Raw genomic sequence first — 16,016 nt, 5'->3', positions numbered from 1 at the left:
TGGACGGGACCCCGCGGGCGTACGGATCCGGTGGCCGCGGCGGAGCCGTCCGCCGTACGGGGCGGGAGCCGATCGGCCGCGCGGCGGGCCGAAATCGCCGCAGAAATTGCTGTGTACAGCTATACGCCCCGCGTAAAGCGTGCCGCCACGCGTCGTCCCCGCCGCAGGGAGCGCCTCTCGGCAACGCACCGGTTCCTTGCCCGAAATACGGTCGGCACACGGCGGCCGGCACGCGGCCCACGCCGCGGATCACGGGGGGCTTCACCCGGCCGCACCGGACCGGACCCCGGGGCTCCGGCCACTCCCGGGCCCGCGACGGCCCTCTCGCCAGGCCCTCATCTGGGCCCTCATCTGGGCCCTCATCAGGGCTCTCATCAGGGGTTTCAGCGGGGGTTTCAGCGGGGGTTCGCCCCGAGCGCCGGGGCCGCACATGTCGGGGCGGGGCGGACATGTCGCCTCCGCCCCGCCCCGCCCCCCATTCCCCCTCTTCCCCCGGCTCCGCGCCCCCGTAGCCCCCGTTGTTCTCCATACGTTCAGACAGTCGTCCGGCATGACACCGTGCTGCTAAGCGTCAACCTTCTCGCACGCTCCGTCAACAGTGCGTCGCCCCGCGTGATCGTTCCCGGGTGATCGCCGACTCCACCGCGCCCACCCGGTCCGCGAGCACCCCCAGCGCCGCCACCGCGCGCGTCAGCGGGTCGTCCGCCGGGCCGCCGAGCGCCGCCGACCGTACGTACGCCGCCTTGACCGCCGCCCACCGGGCCGCCCGCTCCGGGTCCAACGCCCCGCGCAGCTCGGCGAGTTTGAGGAGGTTCGCCTCCGCGCCCGCCGTCAGAGTCTGGGCCTCGCCCGCGTAGTGGTCGGCGACGACCGCCGCCACCTCTGCCTCGTTCATCACCGCGTCCAGCCGGGCCACGATCTTGTTCATGTTCCGGTACGAGCCCTGCAGCAGGAACGGCGGCTCCGTACGGGACGCCTCCGCCTGCGCCGCCGACGCGATGTACGCCCCGTTGACCGCGAGAACCGTCGCGCGCGCCGTCAGCACATGCCGTAGCACGGCGAGGATCTGCTCCGACTCGGCCGGTGCGTACGGGTGGCTCAGCCGGTCCGCGCGTGCCGTCGGGTCGCCCGCCGCCAGCCGTACGAAGAGGTCGAGATCGGCGCGGTCGCGGGCGGCGAGCGGGGCCAGCACCGGGTGGGAGGTGAGGGCGTTCTCCACGAAGCTCAGCGCGAAGACGTCCTCCTTGCCCGTCAGCACCTCGCCCAGGTTCCAGACGTCCGCGCGGTTCGCGAGCATGTCGGGGATCCGGAAGCGGTGTCCCGATTCGGTGTACGGATTGCCCGCCATGCACACCGCGAACCGCTTCCCGCGCAGGTCATAGCTGCGCGCCCGCCCGTTCCGGACGCCTTCGATCCGGCGCTGCGCGTCGCACAGCGGGATGAACTGCTGCAGGAGTTCGGCCGAGGTGTGCTGGATGTCGTCGAGGTGGAGGAGGGTGTTGTTGCCGCTCTCCAGCGCGAAGTTGATCTTCTCGACCTCCTGGCGCGCGGTCGCGTTCGGCGCCTGCTCCGGGTCGAGCGAGGTGACGCCGTGGCCCAGCGCCGGTCCGTTGATCTTCACCAGGACCAGGCCGAGGCGGTCCGCGACGTACTCCATCAGCGTCGTCTTGCCGTATCCCGGCGGGGAGACGAGCAGCAGCAGCCCGTGGGAGTCGGTGCGCCGGCTCTCGCCCGCCGTGCCGAGTTGCTTGGCGAGGTTGTCGCCGACGAGCGGCAGATAGACCTCGTCGATGAGCCGGTTGCGTACGAAGGAGGACATGACGCGCGGGCGGTGGTCGTCCAGCCGCAGCCGGGCCCGCTCGGCGGCGACGAGGGCGCCCCGCCGGCGCTGGTACTCCCGGAAGCCGGGGGCGACACGCTCGCGGAAGTCGGCCGTACGGGTGAGGAGTTCGTCGATCCGGACGGTCAGCCGGCGGCGCTCGATCCTCGGGTGGGAGCCGAGCAGTCCGTCCACGGTCACGCCGAGCGGCGCCGCCGAGTCGTGGCGGACCAGGCCGGGGCAGAGCTCCACCGCGACGGCCTCCGCCAGGTCGCCCTGGAGGCCGGTGCCCTGGAGGCCGGTGCCCTGACCTGCCAAGGAGGCTGCCGGGGAAGCCGCTGCCGCCGAGGCCGCCGCCTCGGGATCCGTTGTCGCCGTGCCGTTCGACAGCGCGTACGCCGACAGCCAGTTCTCTACAATCTGGCGCTTCGTGTCAAGGTCGTCGCCGAGCCCGGCCAGATCGTCGTCGTACGCCGAGGTGCCCACCGCGCGGCGGAACGCGTCCAGCAGCGTCCGGGCCCCCGCGCCGGTGACGAAGCCCTCCGGGCCGCTGGTCAACTCCTCGAACAGGTAGGCGGCACTCCGCGCGCCGCCGCCGTACGGGGCCATCACCCCGGCCAGTTCGGCCTGGAGCGCCGCGATCGCGGGCGCGAGGCCGAACGTCTCCCGGGCGCGCGCCATCGACACCGCGCGCCGCGTCCACGCCTCCCGCGCCTGCTCCGTCGTGCCGTGCGCCCAGAAGAGCTGCGCGGCGGCGCGGTCCCCGGGCGGGAAGCGCAGCAGCCCGGCCCCGGCGTGCAGCCGCAGCAGTGCGCCGAGGATCAGGGTGGCGTCGTGGTCGTGGACGCCCCGCTCGTACCCCTCGTCGTACGCCGACTCCGCCGACCGCCGTACGAAGTCGCCCAGTGCACCGAGTTCACCCGGGTCGCCCTGGTCGCCCTGGTCGCCCGGCTCCGGCAGACCCTCCGGGCCGTGCTCGGCCAGCAGCCGGGCCGCCAGGTACTCCGCCCGGTAGACGTCCGCCGACTCCGAGGGCAGGGTCTGCGTCCAGTACGCGCGGGTCGCCGCGAACTCCGGGTCCGTGACGGGCGCGCGGTAGTCGGTGCCGGTGAGGGCGAAGGCCAGCCCGCCCCCGGCCTGGCTGCCCCCGGCCGGGCCCACTGAGCCCTCCGTGTCCTCGGAGCCCGCCGTACCGTCCGGTACGAGGGTCAGCTCCAGCGGCTGGGTGTTCACCGCGAAACGGTGCCGGCCCAGACGGATCAGGGCGCCCCCGTCCGCGTACAGATCGGCCCGGTCGCGCAGGGCGCGCGCCGCCTCCTGCCGCGCGGCCTTGAGCCGCCCCTCCAGCTCTCCCGCCCGGACGCTGTCGCCGAGCCCGCGCAGCTCCGCCACCGTACGGCGGACCTTCTCGGCCATCGGGTCGGAGGCGAAGTACGTGCTGATCGCGTCCGCCGAGCCGAGGGTGGCCGCCCGGCGGGCGATGGTCTCCAGCACCCGGGCCGCCGACCCGGCCAGCCGCTCGGCCCGCCGGGCCCGCGCGTCCTGGAGGCTCTGCTTGCGCGCGGCGAAGGCGTCGTGGACCTCGGTGCGCTTGGCGGCCAGCTCGGCGAGGAAGTCGTCCGACTCCGCGAACCGCGCCTCCAGGTCCTCCACCCGGAGCAGCAGCGCCGCCATCTGCTCGTCGCAGGCCTCCGGGGTGTCCGCCACCGCCATCGCACCCGCCACCGCCTGCCCCAACAGGGCTGTCTCGGCGGCGAATTCGGCCCGGCCCTCGTGGTCCAGCAGCTCCCGGCGGCGCGCTTCGAGGGTGGCGCGGGCGGCGTTGACACCGGCCAGGACCTCGGCGATCCGCTCCAGGATGGACGTACGGACGGTGGCGTCGCCGATGTCGAGCCCCGCCACCACCTCCGTGACGGTCCGCAGCCCGGCGGCGAGTTCGTCCAGACGCGCGGTGACGGGCGCCGCCTCGGCGACGGTGGCGAGGGCGTCACCCTCGGCCGTCAGCTCCGCGATGGCCTCGTGGTACCCGGCGAAGGCGTCCGCGCCCCGGAGGAACCCCACCGCGCGCTGCGCGAACGACGTGAGGTCGCCCGTCAGTTCCGCCGCGAGCGCGTCGACGGCCCTGGTGTCCGCGTACCGCCGCTCCTTGAGGGTGAGCAAGTGGCCGTGTGCCCGGCGGAGTTCGGTGAGCCGCTCCACCCACCCGGCGGCCGTGCGCGGCGCCTCGCCGCGCGCCCGCCGTACCAGCGCCGCGATCCCGGCGGCGGACTCCGCGAACGCCTCGGCCGCCTGCCGTGTCAGCGCCGTCACGGTCTCGAACTCGGCCAGCACCTGCCCGGCCGTGGCCCGCACCCCGGCCAGCGGCTCGCGCAGATCGCCCACGTCCGGGTCGCCCAGCCAGTGGTACGTGTCGGTGACCCGCACACAGGCGGCGAGCAGCGCCCCGTACGCCTCCGTGGTCGGGGCGGGGGTCTCGGTGACGGAGCGGGCCAGCGAGAGGCAGTCGGAGATGCCGCGCACCAGCTCGGCGTTGCCGATGCGCGCCAGCGGCCCGTCCCCGGCGGGGGTCGCGGCGGCGTACGTGTCGGAGACGAACGGCGAGCGCCACAGCTGCGCCGGATGGACCCGGGCGGGCTCCTCCGCCTCCCTCGCCGCCGCCGGGGCGGAGCGGAGGGCGACGAGCGTGCCGTCCTCGAAGAGCGCGTGGCCACGGCAGAGGAGCGGCGCGGCGGCCTCCTCGCGGATCAGGTTGTACGGGAGGAGCAGCCCCCGGCCCCGGACGCGGTCGTGGAACGCGTACAGCACGTCCTCGCCGTTCGGGGAGCGCAGCTCGCGCTCGAACTCCATGCCCTCCGTGTCGAGTTCGAAGGTCTTGTGGGCGCCGGTGGCGAGGACCCGGCCGCCGGGGAAGATGATCCCCTGGTCCTCGGGGAGCCGCCGGCACGCCTGCCCGACCCCGTCCAGCCGCAGCGCCGTGCGCGTCGCGGTGTGGACGACGAGATGGCGCGGGGTCTCCTCCTTGTACGGGCGAACGCGCAGCAGCGTCAGCGCGCCGGCCGTCGCGTACGCGATCTCGGCGTCGGCCAGGGACTGGAGGGGTTCGGTGACCGGCTCGCTGTACAGGGGCGTCGCGTCCGGCCCGCCGTCCTCCCCGCTCCTGACGGTGAGGAGACCGCCGACGGTCGAGACGCGGAGCCGGCCGCCGTCGACGGAGACGTACGGGTGGCGTCCCGGGACCTGGTCCTCGCGGGTGGTGGGCGTCCATGTGAAGTCGTGGGCGGGCGGCAGCACATGGTCGCGCTCGCCGCGCGCGTCCAGGAATTCGACGGCGGTGCCGTCGCCTTCGGCGGAGAGCGCCCAGCGCAGGACGCGGACGTCGTCGGCGCTCTCGCCGGTCCGGAAGACGGCGAGCAGCCTGCCGTCGGCGATCCGCAGCCGGCGCAGCCGCGCGTCGCGGAAGTAGCGGTACAGCTCCGCGAACTCCTTGACGAAGCGCGGGTCGTCGAGCAGCCCCGGCACGGCGTCCTGCGGCAGCGGGTTCAGCTCGCGGTCGTACAGGGCGAGGACGTCCCCGACCTCGACCACCGCCCCGGCGCCGCCGCCCGGCCGCCCGTGGTGGCCGAGGAGCAGCGCCCCGCCGACGGCGACGATGTCGCGGGGCACGCTGGGCCGCTCGGTGCGCAGGTGCGCGGTGCCGGTGAGGGCCAGCTCGGTGGAGCCGAAGGCCGCGACGCGGCGGGAGTTCAGCTCCCCGGCCCGGCGGGCCAGCTCCCGGGCCTGCGCGCCGAGCCGGTCGCGCAGCACCTCGTACGTTCCGGGGTCCACGGCGCCGTGCGAGCCGGAGCCGGCGGCCTCGCGCGGACTGGGGTCGGCCGCTCCGTACGGGCCGAGGTCCGCCGCTCCGTACGTACCGGCGCCCGTCGTGCCCGTACCGGCGCCCATCGTGTCCGTACCGGCGCCCGTCGTGCCCGTACCGACGCCCACCGCATCCGTACCGGCGCCCGTCGTCCCCGCGCCGTTCCTGGCCTCTCCGGCCCTGGTTTTCATCGGGCTGTTCACTTCCCCGCACCGCCTCGGACTGCTTCCGTACGCGCGCCGCATCCGTACGCGTACGCGCGCTGCTCATGACGTGCCCTGCTCATGGGCGCGCGCTGTTGACGTACGCACGCCGCTCATCGGCGCGCGTCGTGGCGCGCGGACCCGGAACCGCCGACCCCCGTGCGGCAGCTCCGGACCCGCGCCCCCCTGAGACCGGAGCCTCAGGCCGGGACCGCGCCGTTCCGGGCACCGTTCCGGACACCGTTCGGTGCTCCGTCCGGTGCTCCGTCCAGCGCGGCGAGCGGGGTGTCGGCGAGGCCCATCCGCTGGACCTGCTCCAGCAGCCGGCCGAGCTGGCCGGTCGCCGCGGCGTCGCCGCCACCGGAGTTCATCAGCTTCATCAGCAGCGCCGACACCGTCAGGTTCTGTACGTCGGCCGTCGAGACCGAGCCGAGGATCCGCGTCAGGTCCTCCGGGAAGCTGGCCGTACCGTCCAGCCACGGCTTCCCGAGCGCCTGCGCCGTCTCCGAGTGCCGGACGAAGCCGTCCAGGCTCTTGCCGAGCGAGATCGACGACACGAGCCGGTCGAAGAAGACGGAGTCGCCGCCGACGATGTTGATGTCGGAGTTCTCCAGACCGGTGGCGAGGATCGTGGCCTGCGCCTCCGCGACCTGCCGCTGCGCGTCCAGACCCGCGAGCCGGATCTCCTTGTCGGCGGCGAGCCGCAGCCGGTACTCCTCGTGCGTACGGGACGCGTCGTCCAGCGCGGCCATCGCCGCGGCCTTCTCGGTGAGCCCGGCCGCCTCCGCCTTCAGCTTCTCGCCGATCATCGCGGCGTCCGCCGCGGCCTGCGCCTGTGTGCCCTCGGCCGCCGCGAGGGCCTTCAGCCTGGCCCCCTCCGCCTCGGCGCGCAGCCGTGCCTCGGCCGCGCCGGCCTCCGCGATGCCCGCCTTCTCGATGACGTCCGCCTCCTTGTCGCGGACCTGCACCGCCGCGAGCCCGGGCGCCGCCGTCTCGGCCTGGATGCCCTCCGCGAGCCGCAGCTTGGCCTGCGAGTCGAGGTCGGCGGCCTTCAGCCGCGCCTCGGCGAGCGTGAGCTGCTCGGCCGCGTAGTGGCGGGCGGCGACCTCGGCGGCCTCGGCCGCCTTGATGTCCTTGACCAGCTTCTCCTGGGCCTCCGCCTCGGCGGCGATGATCACCGACTGGCGGGTGCGCTCGGCCTCTTCGACGATCCGGAGCTTCTTGATCGACTCCTCCTGCTCGGCGACCGTACGGTCCACGGCGATCCGCTCGCGGATGACATCGGCCACCTCGCGGCGCTCCGCCTCGACCTCCTTGTCCTTGGAGATACGGCTCAGCTCCGTCTCGCGCTCACGCCCGATGACTTCCAGGACGCGGTCCTTCTCGATGCGCTCGTTCTCGACGGCGATGACCCGCTCGCGGTTCTTCTGCGCCACGGCGATCTCGCGCGCCTGGTTCTCGCGCTGCACGCCGAGCTGCTCCTCCGTGCGGAGGAACGCGGTCTGCGCGCCGAGCCGTTCCTCCTCCTGGACCTTGGCCGTCGCGGCCTCCTCGCGGGCGCGGAGGGTCTCCACCTCGCGGTGCTGCTTGATCTCGGCCTCGGCCTGCCGGCGCTCCAGCTCCAGGATGGTCTCGCGGGCGTCGACGTTCTGGCGGGTGATCTCCTTCTGCTCCGTACGCTGGAACTCGTTGGTGCGTACGTGCTCGACGGCGGTCAGCTCGGTGATCTTGCGGATGCCCTGGGCGTCGAGGATGTTGGCGCCGTCCAGCTGCGCCATCGGGGTCTGCTCAAGGAAGTCGATGGCCGCGTCGTCGAGGTGGTAGCCGTTGAGGTCGGTGCCGATGACGCGGATGATCCGGTCCCGGAACTCCTCGCGCTTGGTGTAGAGGTCGACGAAGTCGAGCTGCTTGCCGACCGTCTTCAGCGCCTCGGAGAACTTCGCGGCGAAGAACTCCTGGATGGCGACCTTGTCGCTGGCCCGCTCGGTGCCGATCGCCTGGGCGACCTTGATGACGTCCTCGACGGTCTTGTTGACGCGGACGAAGAACGAGATGTGGATGTCGGCGCGGATGTTGTCCTGGCAGATCAGGCCCTCACGGCCGGTTCTGCGAATCTCGATGATCTTCACCGAGATGTCCATGTACTCGGCCTTGTGCAGCACCGGAAGGACGACGGCGCCCGTGAAGGTCACGTCGACCTTCTTGGTCTTGGAGATGATCAGCGCGCGGCCCTGCTCCACCTTGCGGAACAGTCGGCTGATCACCAGGAACAGCGCGATGGCGATGAGCAGGACGACGGCGACGAGCACGCCGAGGCCCAAGGAGATGGCATCCATGAGGAGTCCTTGAGAACGTGAGAAAGAGAAGCGAGCGTGAGTGAGGCGACTGCGGCAGTCGCGGCGAGCCGGGGCACCGGAGGAGGCACGGCCCCCGGATCACGGTCAGCGGTGGGCCGGCGGAGGGTGTCGGGCGGCGGACGGGTGTCGGGCGGCGGGACGGTCAGGCGGCGGAGCGCGGGTCGAGCGCCGGGTCGTACGGGGCGACCCAGAAGAACTCGCCCTCGGCGTCGAACGCGTACAGCAGCCCGGTCGACCCGGCGCCGAGCGCCCCGGCCTCGCCCTCGCCGGCCGGGCCCGGGTCGGGACACCTGACCTGGACGAGCGCGGTCGAGCCGTCGGCCGCCGCGACCTCGGCCTGACCGAAGTCGGCGGAGACGGAGCCGGTACGGATCGTGCAGGTCAGCCCGATGAAGTCCAGCCGGGACGGCGGCGCCTGTTCAGGCACGAGGTCGCGCAGCCGGCGTACGAGCAGCCGGGTCACACCCCAGGCGATCAGCACGGCCCCGACGAGCACGACGCCCGACCAGAGCGTACGGGCGCCCCCCGGCTCCACGGAGCGGCGCACCGGCACCGACCCGGCGAGGCTCGCGAACCAGGCCGTGGCGACCAGCACCGACACGGGCACGGTGACCGGGACTCCCCCGGTCAGATGCGAGGAGAAGGCGTCGTGTTCGGCGGCGCCGACGACGACCAGCAGCCAGAAGCCGATGACGACGAGGAGCGCGGCGCCGAAGAGGACGGCGGGAAAGCCGAGAGCGGCGTCGAAGAACTCACTCATCGTCCACACCCCCCGGTGTCCGTCCGTGCGGCACCTACCCGGGTGCCGGAACACGCTTCCGTGTCCCGGCACCCGGGTCTGTCCCCCGCTTGCGTTGAGCCCATTCTGAACTGCGGGGGCATGTGCGCGCATTGCCGGATCCCGGCAATCTTTACGTTTTCTTAATGCCGGGCGCGTGCACCGAGGGGTGGGGCCTACGCACGGCGAGCCGCCACCCGGACGGGCGGCGGCTCGTGGTGGTCCCGGCGGGCCCCATGGCGGTGAGGGCGGCCACCGCCGCCCTCACCCGGGGACCGTCAGGGATTCTCGATGGTGATGAAGGGGTCCCACTGGAAGTACCCCTGCAATTGCCGGTGGCGGTCCAGGATCTGGAAGTAGAAGTGGTACACGACCTTGCCGGCCTTTTTGACGGTCGTCCGCCAGTAGTGGTCCTCGTAGTTCTGCGTCACGAAGTCCGGCCTGCCCTCGGACCCCTCCTTCGGCATCGGATAGACGCCGTCGATCACCTCGATCTCCGGCGTCCTGATGAGAGTGTGCCCGCTGTCGCTGCTCACGTACCGGTAGAGCAGCGCCTTGTAGTCGCTGCCGAGCGAGATCGTCGTCTCCCGCCACCTGATGCTGTCGCCCGGCTCGGCCCGGAGGTTCAACTCGGCCCCCGAGTTGCCGATGATGTGGTCGTGACGCGTCGTCATGTAGATCAGGTCGTGGTCGACCTGCGTCGGCACGTCGGGGTTCCTCGACGCGTTGGGATTGCGCTCGACGATCGTGGCCGCGTCGAATGCGATCAGTACGTTGAGATCAGCCATTTCCTGCCCCTCTCGAACACAAGAATTCCCTGACAAGGCTGTCCTGGGATACCGCTCCTGCGCGCCCCCCTTTCGCCTTCACCCGTCGTGCGCACGGCGCGCGGCCCGTCAGCCCGTCGTCGCCGAGGAATGCGGCACCTTGTACGCCATCGCCCGCGGGTAGTCGTGCCGACGCAGCCGGACGCGGACCAGCAGGGGCCCCGCGTTGACGGGGTCGGCCGGGTCGGCGAGGCGGGCCAGCAGGTCGTCCAGCTCGGCAGCGTGGGAGATGCTGACGCCGGTCGCCGGGGTCTCCTTGCCCGCGAAGACGTCCGCGAGGCGGTCGTAGTGCCACGGGTGGAGGACGTTGTAGAAGTCCGGACTGTCAGTGCTGTTCGGGCTGTCCGGGCCGTCGGCGCCGTCCGGTTCTCCGGAGCCCCGCTCCGCGTAGTAGGACGGGTGCACCAGCATCTGCTCGATGCCGTAGAAGTGCCCGTTGTCCATGACGAACACCACCGACCGCAGCCCGAGTCTGGTGTGCGTGGAGATCTCCTGGCAGGTCTCCTGGAAGGCGCCGTCCCCGACGAACACCATCGGGCGGGCGTGCCCGCGCTCGGGGGCGAGCGCCGCGCCGGTGGCCGCGCCGACCGACCAGCCGATGGACAGCCAGCTGATCTGCGACAGGAAACCGCCCGCGGGCAGGGCCAGGTTCATCGAGCCGATGAGGGAGAACGCGGCGTCGGAGACGACCGTCCACTTCTGCCGGGTCTCCTGGCCCAGGAAGTGGTTGATCCGGTCGAACAGGCTGTCGTAGGTGAGCCGTTCGGTGAGCCGTTCGGTGTGCCCGGACGGCGAGCCCGCGACGCGGAGCGAGGCGCGGTGGTGCTCCAGGTCGGCCGGGCGGTCGCCGGGCGCCGCGTGGTGGGCGTGGGCCTCGGCGTAGTAGTCGGCGTCCAGTCCCCCGGATCCGTAACGGTTCACCAGCGCGTCCTGGAGGGCGGACAGGAGCGGTTCGAGCTGGACGTCGGGGAAGTACGACGTACCGACGCTGACGCCGCCGTTCGCGGCCATCACCCAGTCCTCGCCGACGTACTGCTCGCCCCCGAGGTTCTTCGACGTGGACCAGGCGCCGAGCCCGATCCGGCAGGTGGCCCACTCCTTGAAGATCCGGTGCACGTCCGGATGGCTGGCCTTACCGTTGTAGACGCCGTGGAACTGCGGCAGGTCCTCCCCGACGACGGCCTTGGCGCCCACGGTGGTGCAGTACGGCACCCCGGTGGCCTGCACCAGGTCGGTGAGGCTCCCGCCGAGCCGGAACCGGTCGATCTCCTCGCCCGCCCAGACGATCGGGCGGGGCCTGCCGTCCGGACCGGGATGCGCCGCGATGAGGGCGAGGACCGCGTCCACGGCCCGGTCCAGCATGGGCTGGTTGCGCGCGCCGAACGGCCGCTCACGGGCGAGGATCGGCCCCTCGGGCTCGGGGCAGGGCTCGTCCCACAGGTCCTCCATGACCTCCAGGTAGACCGGCCTGCGCTCGGAGAGGCACGCGGTGAGCGCGGCGTCGATCTGGCCGGCGGCGAGCCCCGGGTTGGAGATGACCCGCGCGTCCACGGTGACCTGCCGGTAGACGTCCAGGTTGCTCTCCGCGCGGGGGCTCATGTGCGAGGTGAGCATGCCGAGGGCGCGGTAGTTCTGCCACTGCTCGTACGGCGGGGAGGCGTTGATCGCGACGAGCGGGATCTGCTCGACATAGGCGCCGCCGCAGGCGTTGAGCAGGTTGAACGCGCCGACGCTGTATGTGACCGCCGCCGCGCCGATGCCGTGGATACGGGCGTAGGCGTCGGCGGCCTGGCCCGCGCCGCCCTCCGTGGGGGTGCCGACCCACTCGACGTCGCCCTCGGCGCGCAGGGCGGTGAGGAAGGGGCCGAGGTGGTTGCCGGGGACGCCGAACAGGTGGGTGATGCCCAACTCGGCCAGCCGCAGGGCGAGATAGCGGGCGACCGTGCACCGGGGGGTGGTCGCACTCACGAGCTGCCCTCCGCGTCCGGACCCGGGGTGGTGACCGGCGGGGCCTGGTGGACGTCGGTGGCGGCGCGCACGGCGCTCTCCAGGGCGCCCTCGATCCAGGCGTGCTTGAGGGAGGTGTGCTCCCCGGCGAAGTGCACGGGGCCCTCGGGCCGCGGGACGTCCAGGTGGAAGCTGGTCATCTGGTGCGCGGTGTAGGTGGCGGCCTCTCCGAAGGCGTACGGGTCGCGGGCCCAGCTCTTGGTGGCGCCCCGCCCGGTGAAGAACACCTCGATGCGCCGGCCGTGCAGGGCCTGGAGGTTGCGCAGGGCGTAGACGTACCGCTCCGCGTTCGGCATGGAGTCCCAGCGCGTGGCGTCGTCGGACCAGCAGTACGCGGCGAGCACCACACCGCCGGTGCTGCCCTCGACGCGGTGCGACGGGTAGTACATGAACCGGTTGGGGTTGTCGGCCGCGGAGCCCCCGCCGAAGCAGTGGGTGGCGGGGCGGACGGCGGGGCCGCGCAGCGGCAGGGTGCTGTTGAGCCGCCGCATCTCCTCGGTGACGCTGCTGTCCTTGACCGCGGCGCCGAGCAGTCCGCTGTCCGCCTCGACGGGCGTGCGGGCGGAGTCGGTGTCCTCGCCGGTGTCCGCGTGGGGATCCGGCCCGCCGTCCGCGCCGGCGGCCGTCCGGTAGTCCTCGTACGCGCCGGGCGCGAGGCTCTCCAGTTCGTTGCGCCAGTCGTCCTCGGTGAACTCCCACCACCGGTGGCTGAACTCCAGCAGCACCTTGGTGGCCTGGTCGTAATGGGTCTCGATGACGGCACGGCGCTTCTTGTACGACATCGAGGGGACGATCTCCACGAAGCGCAGGGCGGAGAACGGGATGGTGACGATCGCCAGGTCCCCGGTCCACAGCCGCGGCGGGGCCCCCGGGTCGTTCTCGGCGACGGTCTGCACGGCCACGCCCCATCCGTCGGGCCCGACGGCGCCGGTGCCCTCGGGGTCGGCGTCGCGGCTGGGGTCGTGGTATTCGAGGCGGATCATGCGGTGGCCGAGCCGCACCTCGTCGCGCAGACCCTGGTACAGGGCGTGCGGCAGGCGCCAACTGCCGCCGGGTATCTCCCAGTAGCGCGCGCGGGGGTTGATGTCGCCGAGGCTCAGGAAGCTGTGGAAGAAGGAGAGGTGCAGCCGCGAGGACATGTTCTCCAGGGTTCCGAGGGCCTCGATCGCCTCGTCGCTGAGCCCTGCGTAGTCGCGCAGGAAGCCGCCCATGGAGTAGCCGTCGAAGTCGTGGATCACCCGGGCCCAGCCCTCGACCCACTCGTCGAACGGTTTGTTGACGCGCTCCCCGTCGACCAGGTCGGAGTAGTAGTCGCGCACGCTCTCCAGCGCCCCGTCGACGGTCCGCACGACGGGCGCGCGGACCTCGTCGTCGGTGAGGTGGAAGCCCTCGTTGATCCGCTCGGGAGCGGTGGCGTACGCGCTGCGCCGTACCTGGACCCGGTTGGCGCGGATCCAGGAGTTGCCCAGCTTGTCGGGCTCGCGGAAGTCGGGGCTGTCGTCGCCGTAACTCCAGGTCCGGCCGGTGAAGGAGGTGTACGTGACCGGGGGGACGGGCGTGTCGGGACCGCTGCCGGTGGCGGGGTCCACGTCCACGTTGTAGAACTGGCGGCGGCCGAGCCCGAGTTTGTCGACGAGGGCGAGGACGAGCGGGTGGAAGTCGGGCAGCCGCATGGCGCCGGCCTCGGCGTACTGGGCGGGGTCGTCGAAGGGCTGGTGGTGCTTGGTGGCGCGGACGGTCTTGATGCGTCCGCCGACGCGGCTCGCGTTGGCCTCGATGATGGTGACGTCGTGCCCGGCGTCCTTGAGCAGCCGGCCGGCGACGAGGCCGGTGATACCGGCGCCGACGACGAGGATCTTCTTGCGCGGGTGGCGGGTGGGGCCGAGGTGGCCCGTGTCGATCAGGGTGTGGAGATAGCCGAGTTTGAGGTCCTTGCCGTCCGGCCCGACGAGGAGGAGTTCGCGGGCGAGCTTGAGACACGTCTGCCAGCGCGCACGGGTGGCGGAGTTGTCGCGTGGGGTGTCGGTCATAGCTGACGATCGTAGATATGAAGAAACGATTTCCCGGTTCCCCCGGAAGACAAAGTCCTAAAAGCACCGACCGCATTGCCTGACGTAATTTCGACTTGCCCGCATTTCCTTCACAAGAACCGGAGTTCCGCCAGGGGCGGAAGGGAAATGGGAACGAAGCCGGGGCAATCATTCCTCGCGGAATGAGAAAGTCCGGGGGCCTCGGCCGTGACGTCCTCACCGGACTTTCACATTCCACCGCACCCCGAAGATCTGACCCGAAAATTCGTTCTCCCTCTCGCTGGAGGTTTTCGGCCGGGAGCGCCCTGAATTCCCGGCGAACTCCGCCACCGGGCACCGATCCGCCGCCCTCGGAACCATTACGCGATCACGCGTTCGACGAACCATCGGAGGGCCGGGCGCTCGGTTCGGTTCGGGACGGGACGGGGGAAGCAGTGGCGCAACAGCGTCGACCCGTCGCCTTCAGGGCGGGCGCCGCCTTCTGGCGGGCGCCTCCGCCGGGTCGCCCCACTCTCGGGACCCCATCACCCCCTTGAACAGCTGGAGTTGGGGAACTGCCTGGCGGCCTCGTCCGTCATGTGAGGTGTCCGGGAATCAAGGAAAGGCCATCATGGCAAAGATCATCGTCGCGGCCCCGCCCATCACCGGCGAACTGACACCGCTGCTCCAACTCGCCCGAGGACTCGCCGGGCGTGGCCACCGGATCACGGTGGTCACCGGCAGCCGCTTCCGCTCGGACGTCGAGGACGCCGGCCTCACCTTCGTGCCGGTCACCGGCGCGGCCGACTTCGACGACCGCCTCCTGGACCAGGACCCCGAGCGCATGAAGCTCACCCCCGGGCCGGAGATGCTCAACTACGACTGGATGCACTACTTCGTCGCCCCCATACCCGACCAGCACGCCGTCCTGCAGCGCCTGCTGGAGCAGGACCCCGACCAGTACCTGATCGCCAACGCCGTGTGGCTCGGAGCCTTCCCCACCGCACTGGGCGCCCCCGGCCTCCGGCCCCGCCGCTGGGTCGGGGTGACGGCGGTCCCGCTCGCCCTGAGCAGCGATGACACGACCTTCTTCGGTCCGGTGCCGGTCGGTCCCGGTGACGACCAGAAGGCCGCCAACCGGGCCGCCAACGCCCAGTTCACCGCGATGATGCAGCCGACCCAGGACCGTCTCATGGAGGCCCTGCGCTCCCTCGGCGCCACGAAAGACGTCACGTCCTTCGTGGACGGCATCATCACCGTCCCCGACGCCGTAGCCGCGCTGACCGTGCCCGGCTTCGAGTTCGAGCGCAGCGACGCCCCCGACTCGCTGCACCTGGTCGGCATCCTGCCCACCCGCAGCGCCCCCGACTGGGAGCCCCCGGCCTGGTGGGCGGAGCTGGACGGTTCCCGCCCTGTCGTGGTCGTGACCCAGGGGACCCTCGCCAACGGCGACCTGTCCCAACTCGTCGAGCCGACCCTGACCGGCCTGGCCGACCTGGACGTCACCGTCGTGGCCGCCCTCGGCCGCGAGACGGACGCCCTGTCCATCCCGGTCCCCGCCAACGCGCGGGTCGCCGAGTTCATCCCGTTCGACGCGCTGCTGCCCAAGGCGGACCTGTACATCACGAACGGCGGCCTCGGCGGCACCCAGCAGGCACTCGCGGCCGGCGTGCCGGTCATCGTCGGCGGCCTCACCGAGGACAAGCCGGCCAACGCGGCGCGGGTCGCCCACCACGGCCTCGGCATCAACCTGGAAACCGCCACGCCCACCCCGGGAGCGGTGGCCACCGCCGCCCAACTGGCCCTGAAGGACGCCGACATGCGGGACAACGTAAAGAAGCTCGCCCCGGTCTACGCCGCACACGACGCCCTCGGCACCATCGAGCACCTGACCCTCGACTGACCACGCTGCGGTTACGGGGGTGATGGGAGGCGGGCGGCCGGTACGGGGCGGCACCCGGCCTCGCGGCAGCCAAGACGCGGGGACGCTCAGCCGCTCGTGCCCCGGCCGCAGCGGTCGGCCTTGGTCTCCGTCAGGAAGGTGCGCCACTGGGTGGGGGGAAGTGCAGCGACGGGCGGTTCGTGTCCTTGCTGTCCCGCACGGCACGGCCACCGTTGGCGGTGGGGGCCACCTCGACGCAGTTGTTGTTCTGGCCCGAG

General features: G+C 72.2%; 8 protein-coding genes. 1 reads left to right on the top strand and 7 read right to left on the bottom strand.

Annotated features, from left to right (window positions below; all coding sequences use genetic code 11):
• Nucleotides 1-592: 592 nt before the first annotated feature.
• The 6 genes from ACFTZC_RS32850 to ACFTZC_RS32825 all read right to left on the bottom strand — a co-directional run bounded on the left by ACFTZC_RS32850 (nt 593) and on the right by ACFTZC_RS32825 (nt 13,877).
• On the bottom strand, nt 593-5,761 hold the full coding sequence (locus ACFTZC_RS32850) for a DNA repair ATPase (protein WP_382895947.1): 5,169 nt from the start codon (nt 5,759-5,761) through the stop codon (nt 593-595).
• A gap of 317 nt (nt 5,762-6,078) precedes the next feature.
• Complete coding sequence (locus ACFTZC_RS32845) at nt 6,079-8,214, bottom strand: flotillin family protein (protein WP_382895931.1); 2,136 nt, start codon at nt 8,212-8,214, stop codon at nt 6,079-6,081.
• A gap of 163 nt (nt 8,215-8,377) precedes the next feature.
• Entirely contained in the window at nt 8,378-8,995 is a 618-nt protein-coding gene (locus tag ACFTZC_RS32840; RefSeq protein WP_382895929.1) for a hypothetical protein, read from the bottom strand.
• Between the two features lie 296 nt (nt 8,996-9,291).
• On the bottom strand, nt 9,292-9,801 hold the full coding sequence (locus tag ACFTZC_RS32835) for an inclusion body family protein (protein ID WP_382895928.1): 510 nt from the start codon (nt 9,799-9,801) through the stop codon (nt 9,292-9,294).
• Nucleotides 9,802-9,909: 108 nt separating this feature from the next.
• Complete coding sequence (locus ACFTZC_RS32830) at nt 9,910-11,808, bottom strand: thiamine pyrophosphate-binding protein (protein WP_382895926.1); 1,899 nt, start codon at nt 11,806-11,808, stop codon at nt 9,910-9,912.
• Nucleotides 11,805-13,877 carry a flavin monoamine oxidase family protein gene (locus ACFTZC_RS32825; RefSeq protein ID WP_382895924.1) on the bottom strand — a complete coding sequence of 691 codons (2,073 nt, stop codon included), beginning with the start codon at nt 13,875-13,877 and terminating at the stop codon, nt 11,805-11,807. Before ACFTZC_RS32825 ends, ACFTZC_RS32830 begins: the two co-directional genes overlap by 4 nt.
• Nucleotides 13,878-14,487: 610 nt before the next feature.
• On the opposite strand from ACFTZC_RS32825, the gene ACFTZC_RS32820 reads away from it, so the two are divergent.
• Nucleotides 14,488-15,759, top strand: coding sequence for a nucleotide disphospho-sugar-binding domain-containing protein (locus ACFTZC_RS32820; protein ID WP_382895922.1), 1,272 nt, complete (start codon nt 14,488-14,490; stop codon nt 15,757-15,759).
• 130 nt (nt 15,760-15,889) lie between these two features.
• On the opposite strand, the gene ACFTZC_RS32815 is transcribed toward ACFTZC_RS32820, so the two are convergent.
• The gene (locus ACFTZC_RS32815; protein WP_382895946.1) at nt 15,890-15,988 is read right to left on the bottom strand and encodes a hypothetical protein; all 99 of its coding nucleotides are present in this window, start codon (nt 15,986-15,988) and stop codon (nt 15,890-15,892) included.
• Nucleotides 15,989-16,016: the final 28 nt, after the last annotated feature.

The organism is Streptomyces sp. NPDC056987 (genome assembly GCF_042673865.1).
Classification (GTDB): Bacteria; Actinomycetota; Actinomycetes; order Streptomycetales; family Streptomycetaceae; genus Streptomyces.
This window is presented reverse-complemented; position numbering and strand designations above follow the sequence as displayed.

Bases quoted from the DNA above. Each gene is read 5' to 3' on its own strand.
- ACFTZC_RS32850 (WP_382895947.1), bottom strand. From the start codon at position 5,761: ATGGGCGCCGGTACGGGCACGACGGGCGCCGGTACGTACGGAGCGGCG.
- ACFTZC_RS32845 (WP_382895931.1), bottom strand. From the start codon at position 8,214: ATGGATGCCATCTCCTTGGGCCTCGGCGTGCTCGTCGCCGTCGTCCTG.
- ACFTZC_RS32840 (WP_382895929.1), bottom strand. From the start codon at position 8,995: ATGAGTGAGTTCTTCGACGCCGCTCTCGGCTTTCCCGCCGTCCTCTTC.
- ACFTZC_RS32835 (WP_382895928.1), bottom strand. From the start codon at position 9,801: ATGGCTGATCTCAACGTACTGATCGCATTCGACGCGGCCACGATCGTC.
- ACFTZC_RS32825 (WP_382895924.1), bottom strand. From the start codon at position 13,877: ATGACCGACACCCCACGCGACAACTCCGCCACCCGTGCGCGCTGGCAG.
- ACFTZC_RS32820 (WP_382895922.1), top strand. From the start codon at position 14,488: ATGGCAAAGATCATCGTCGCGGCCCCGCCCATCACCGGCGAACTGACA.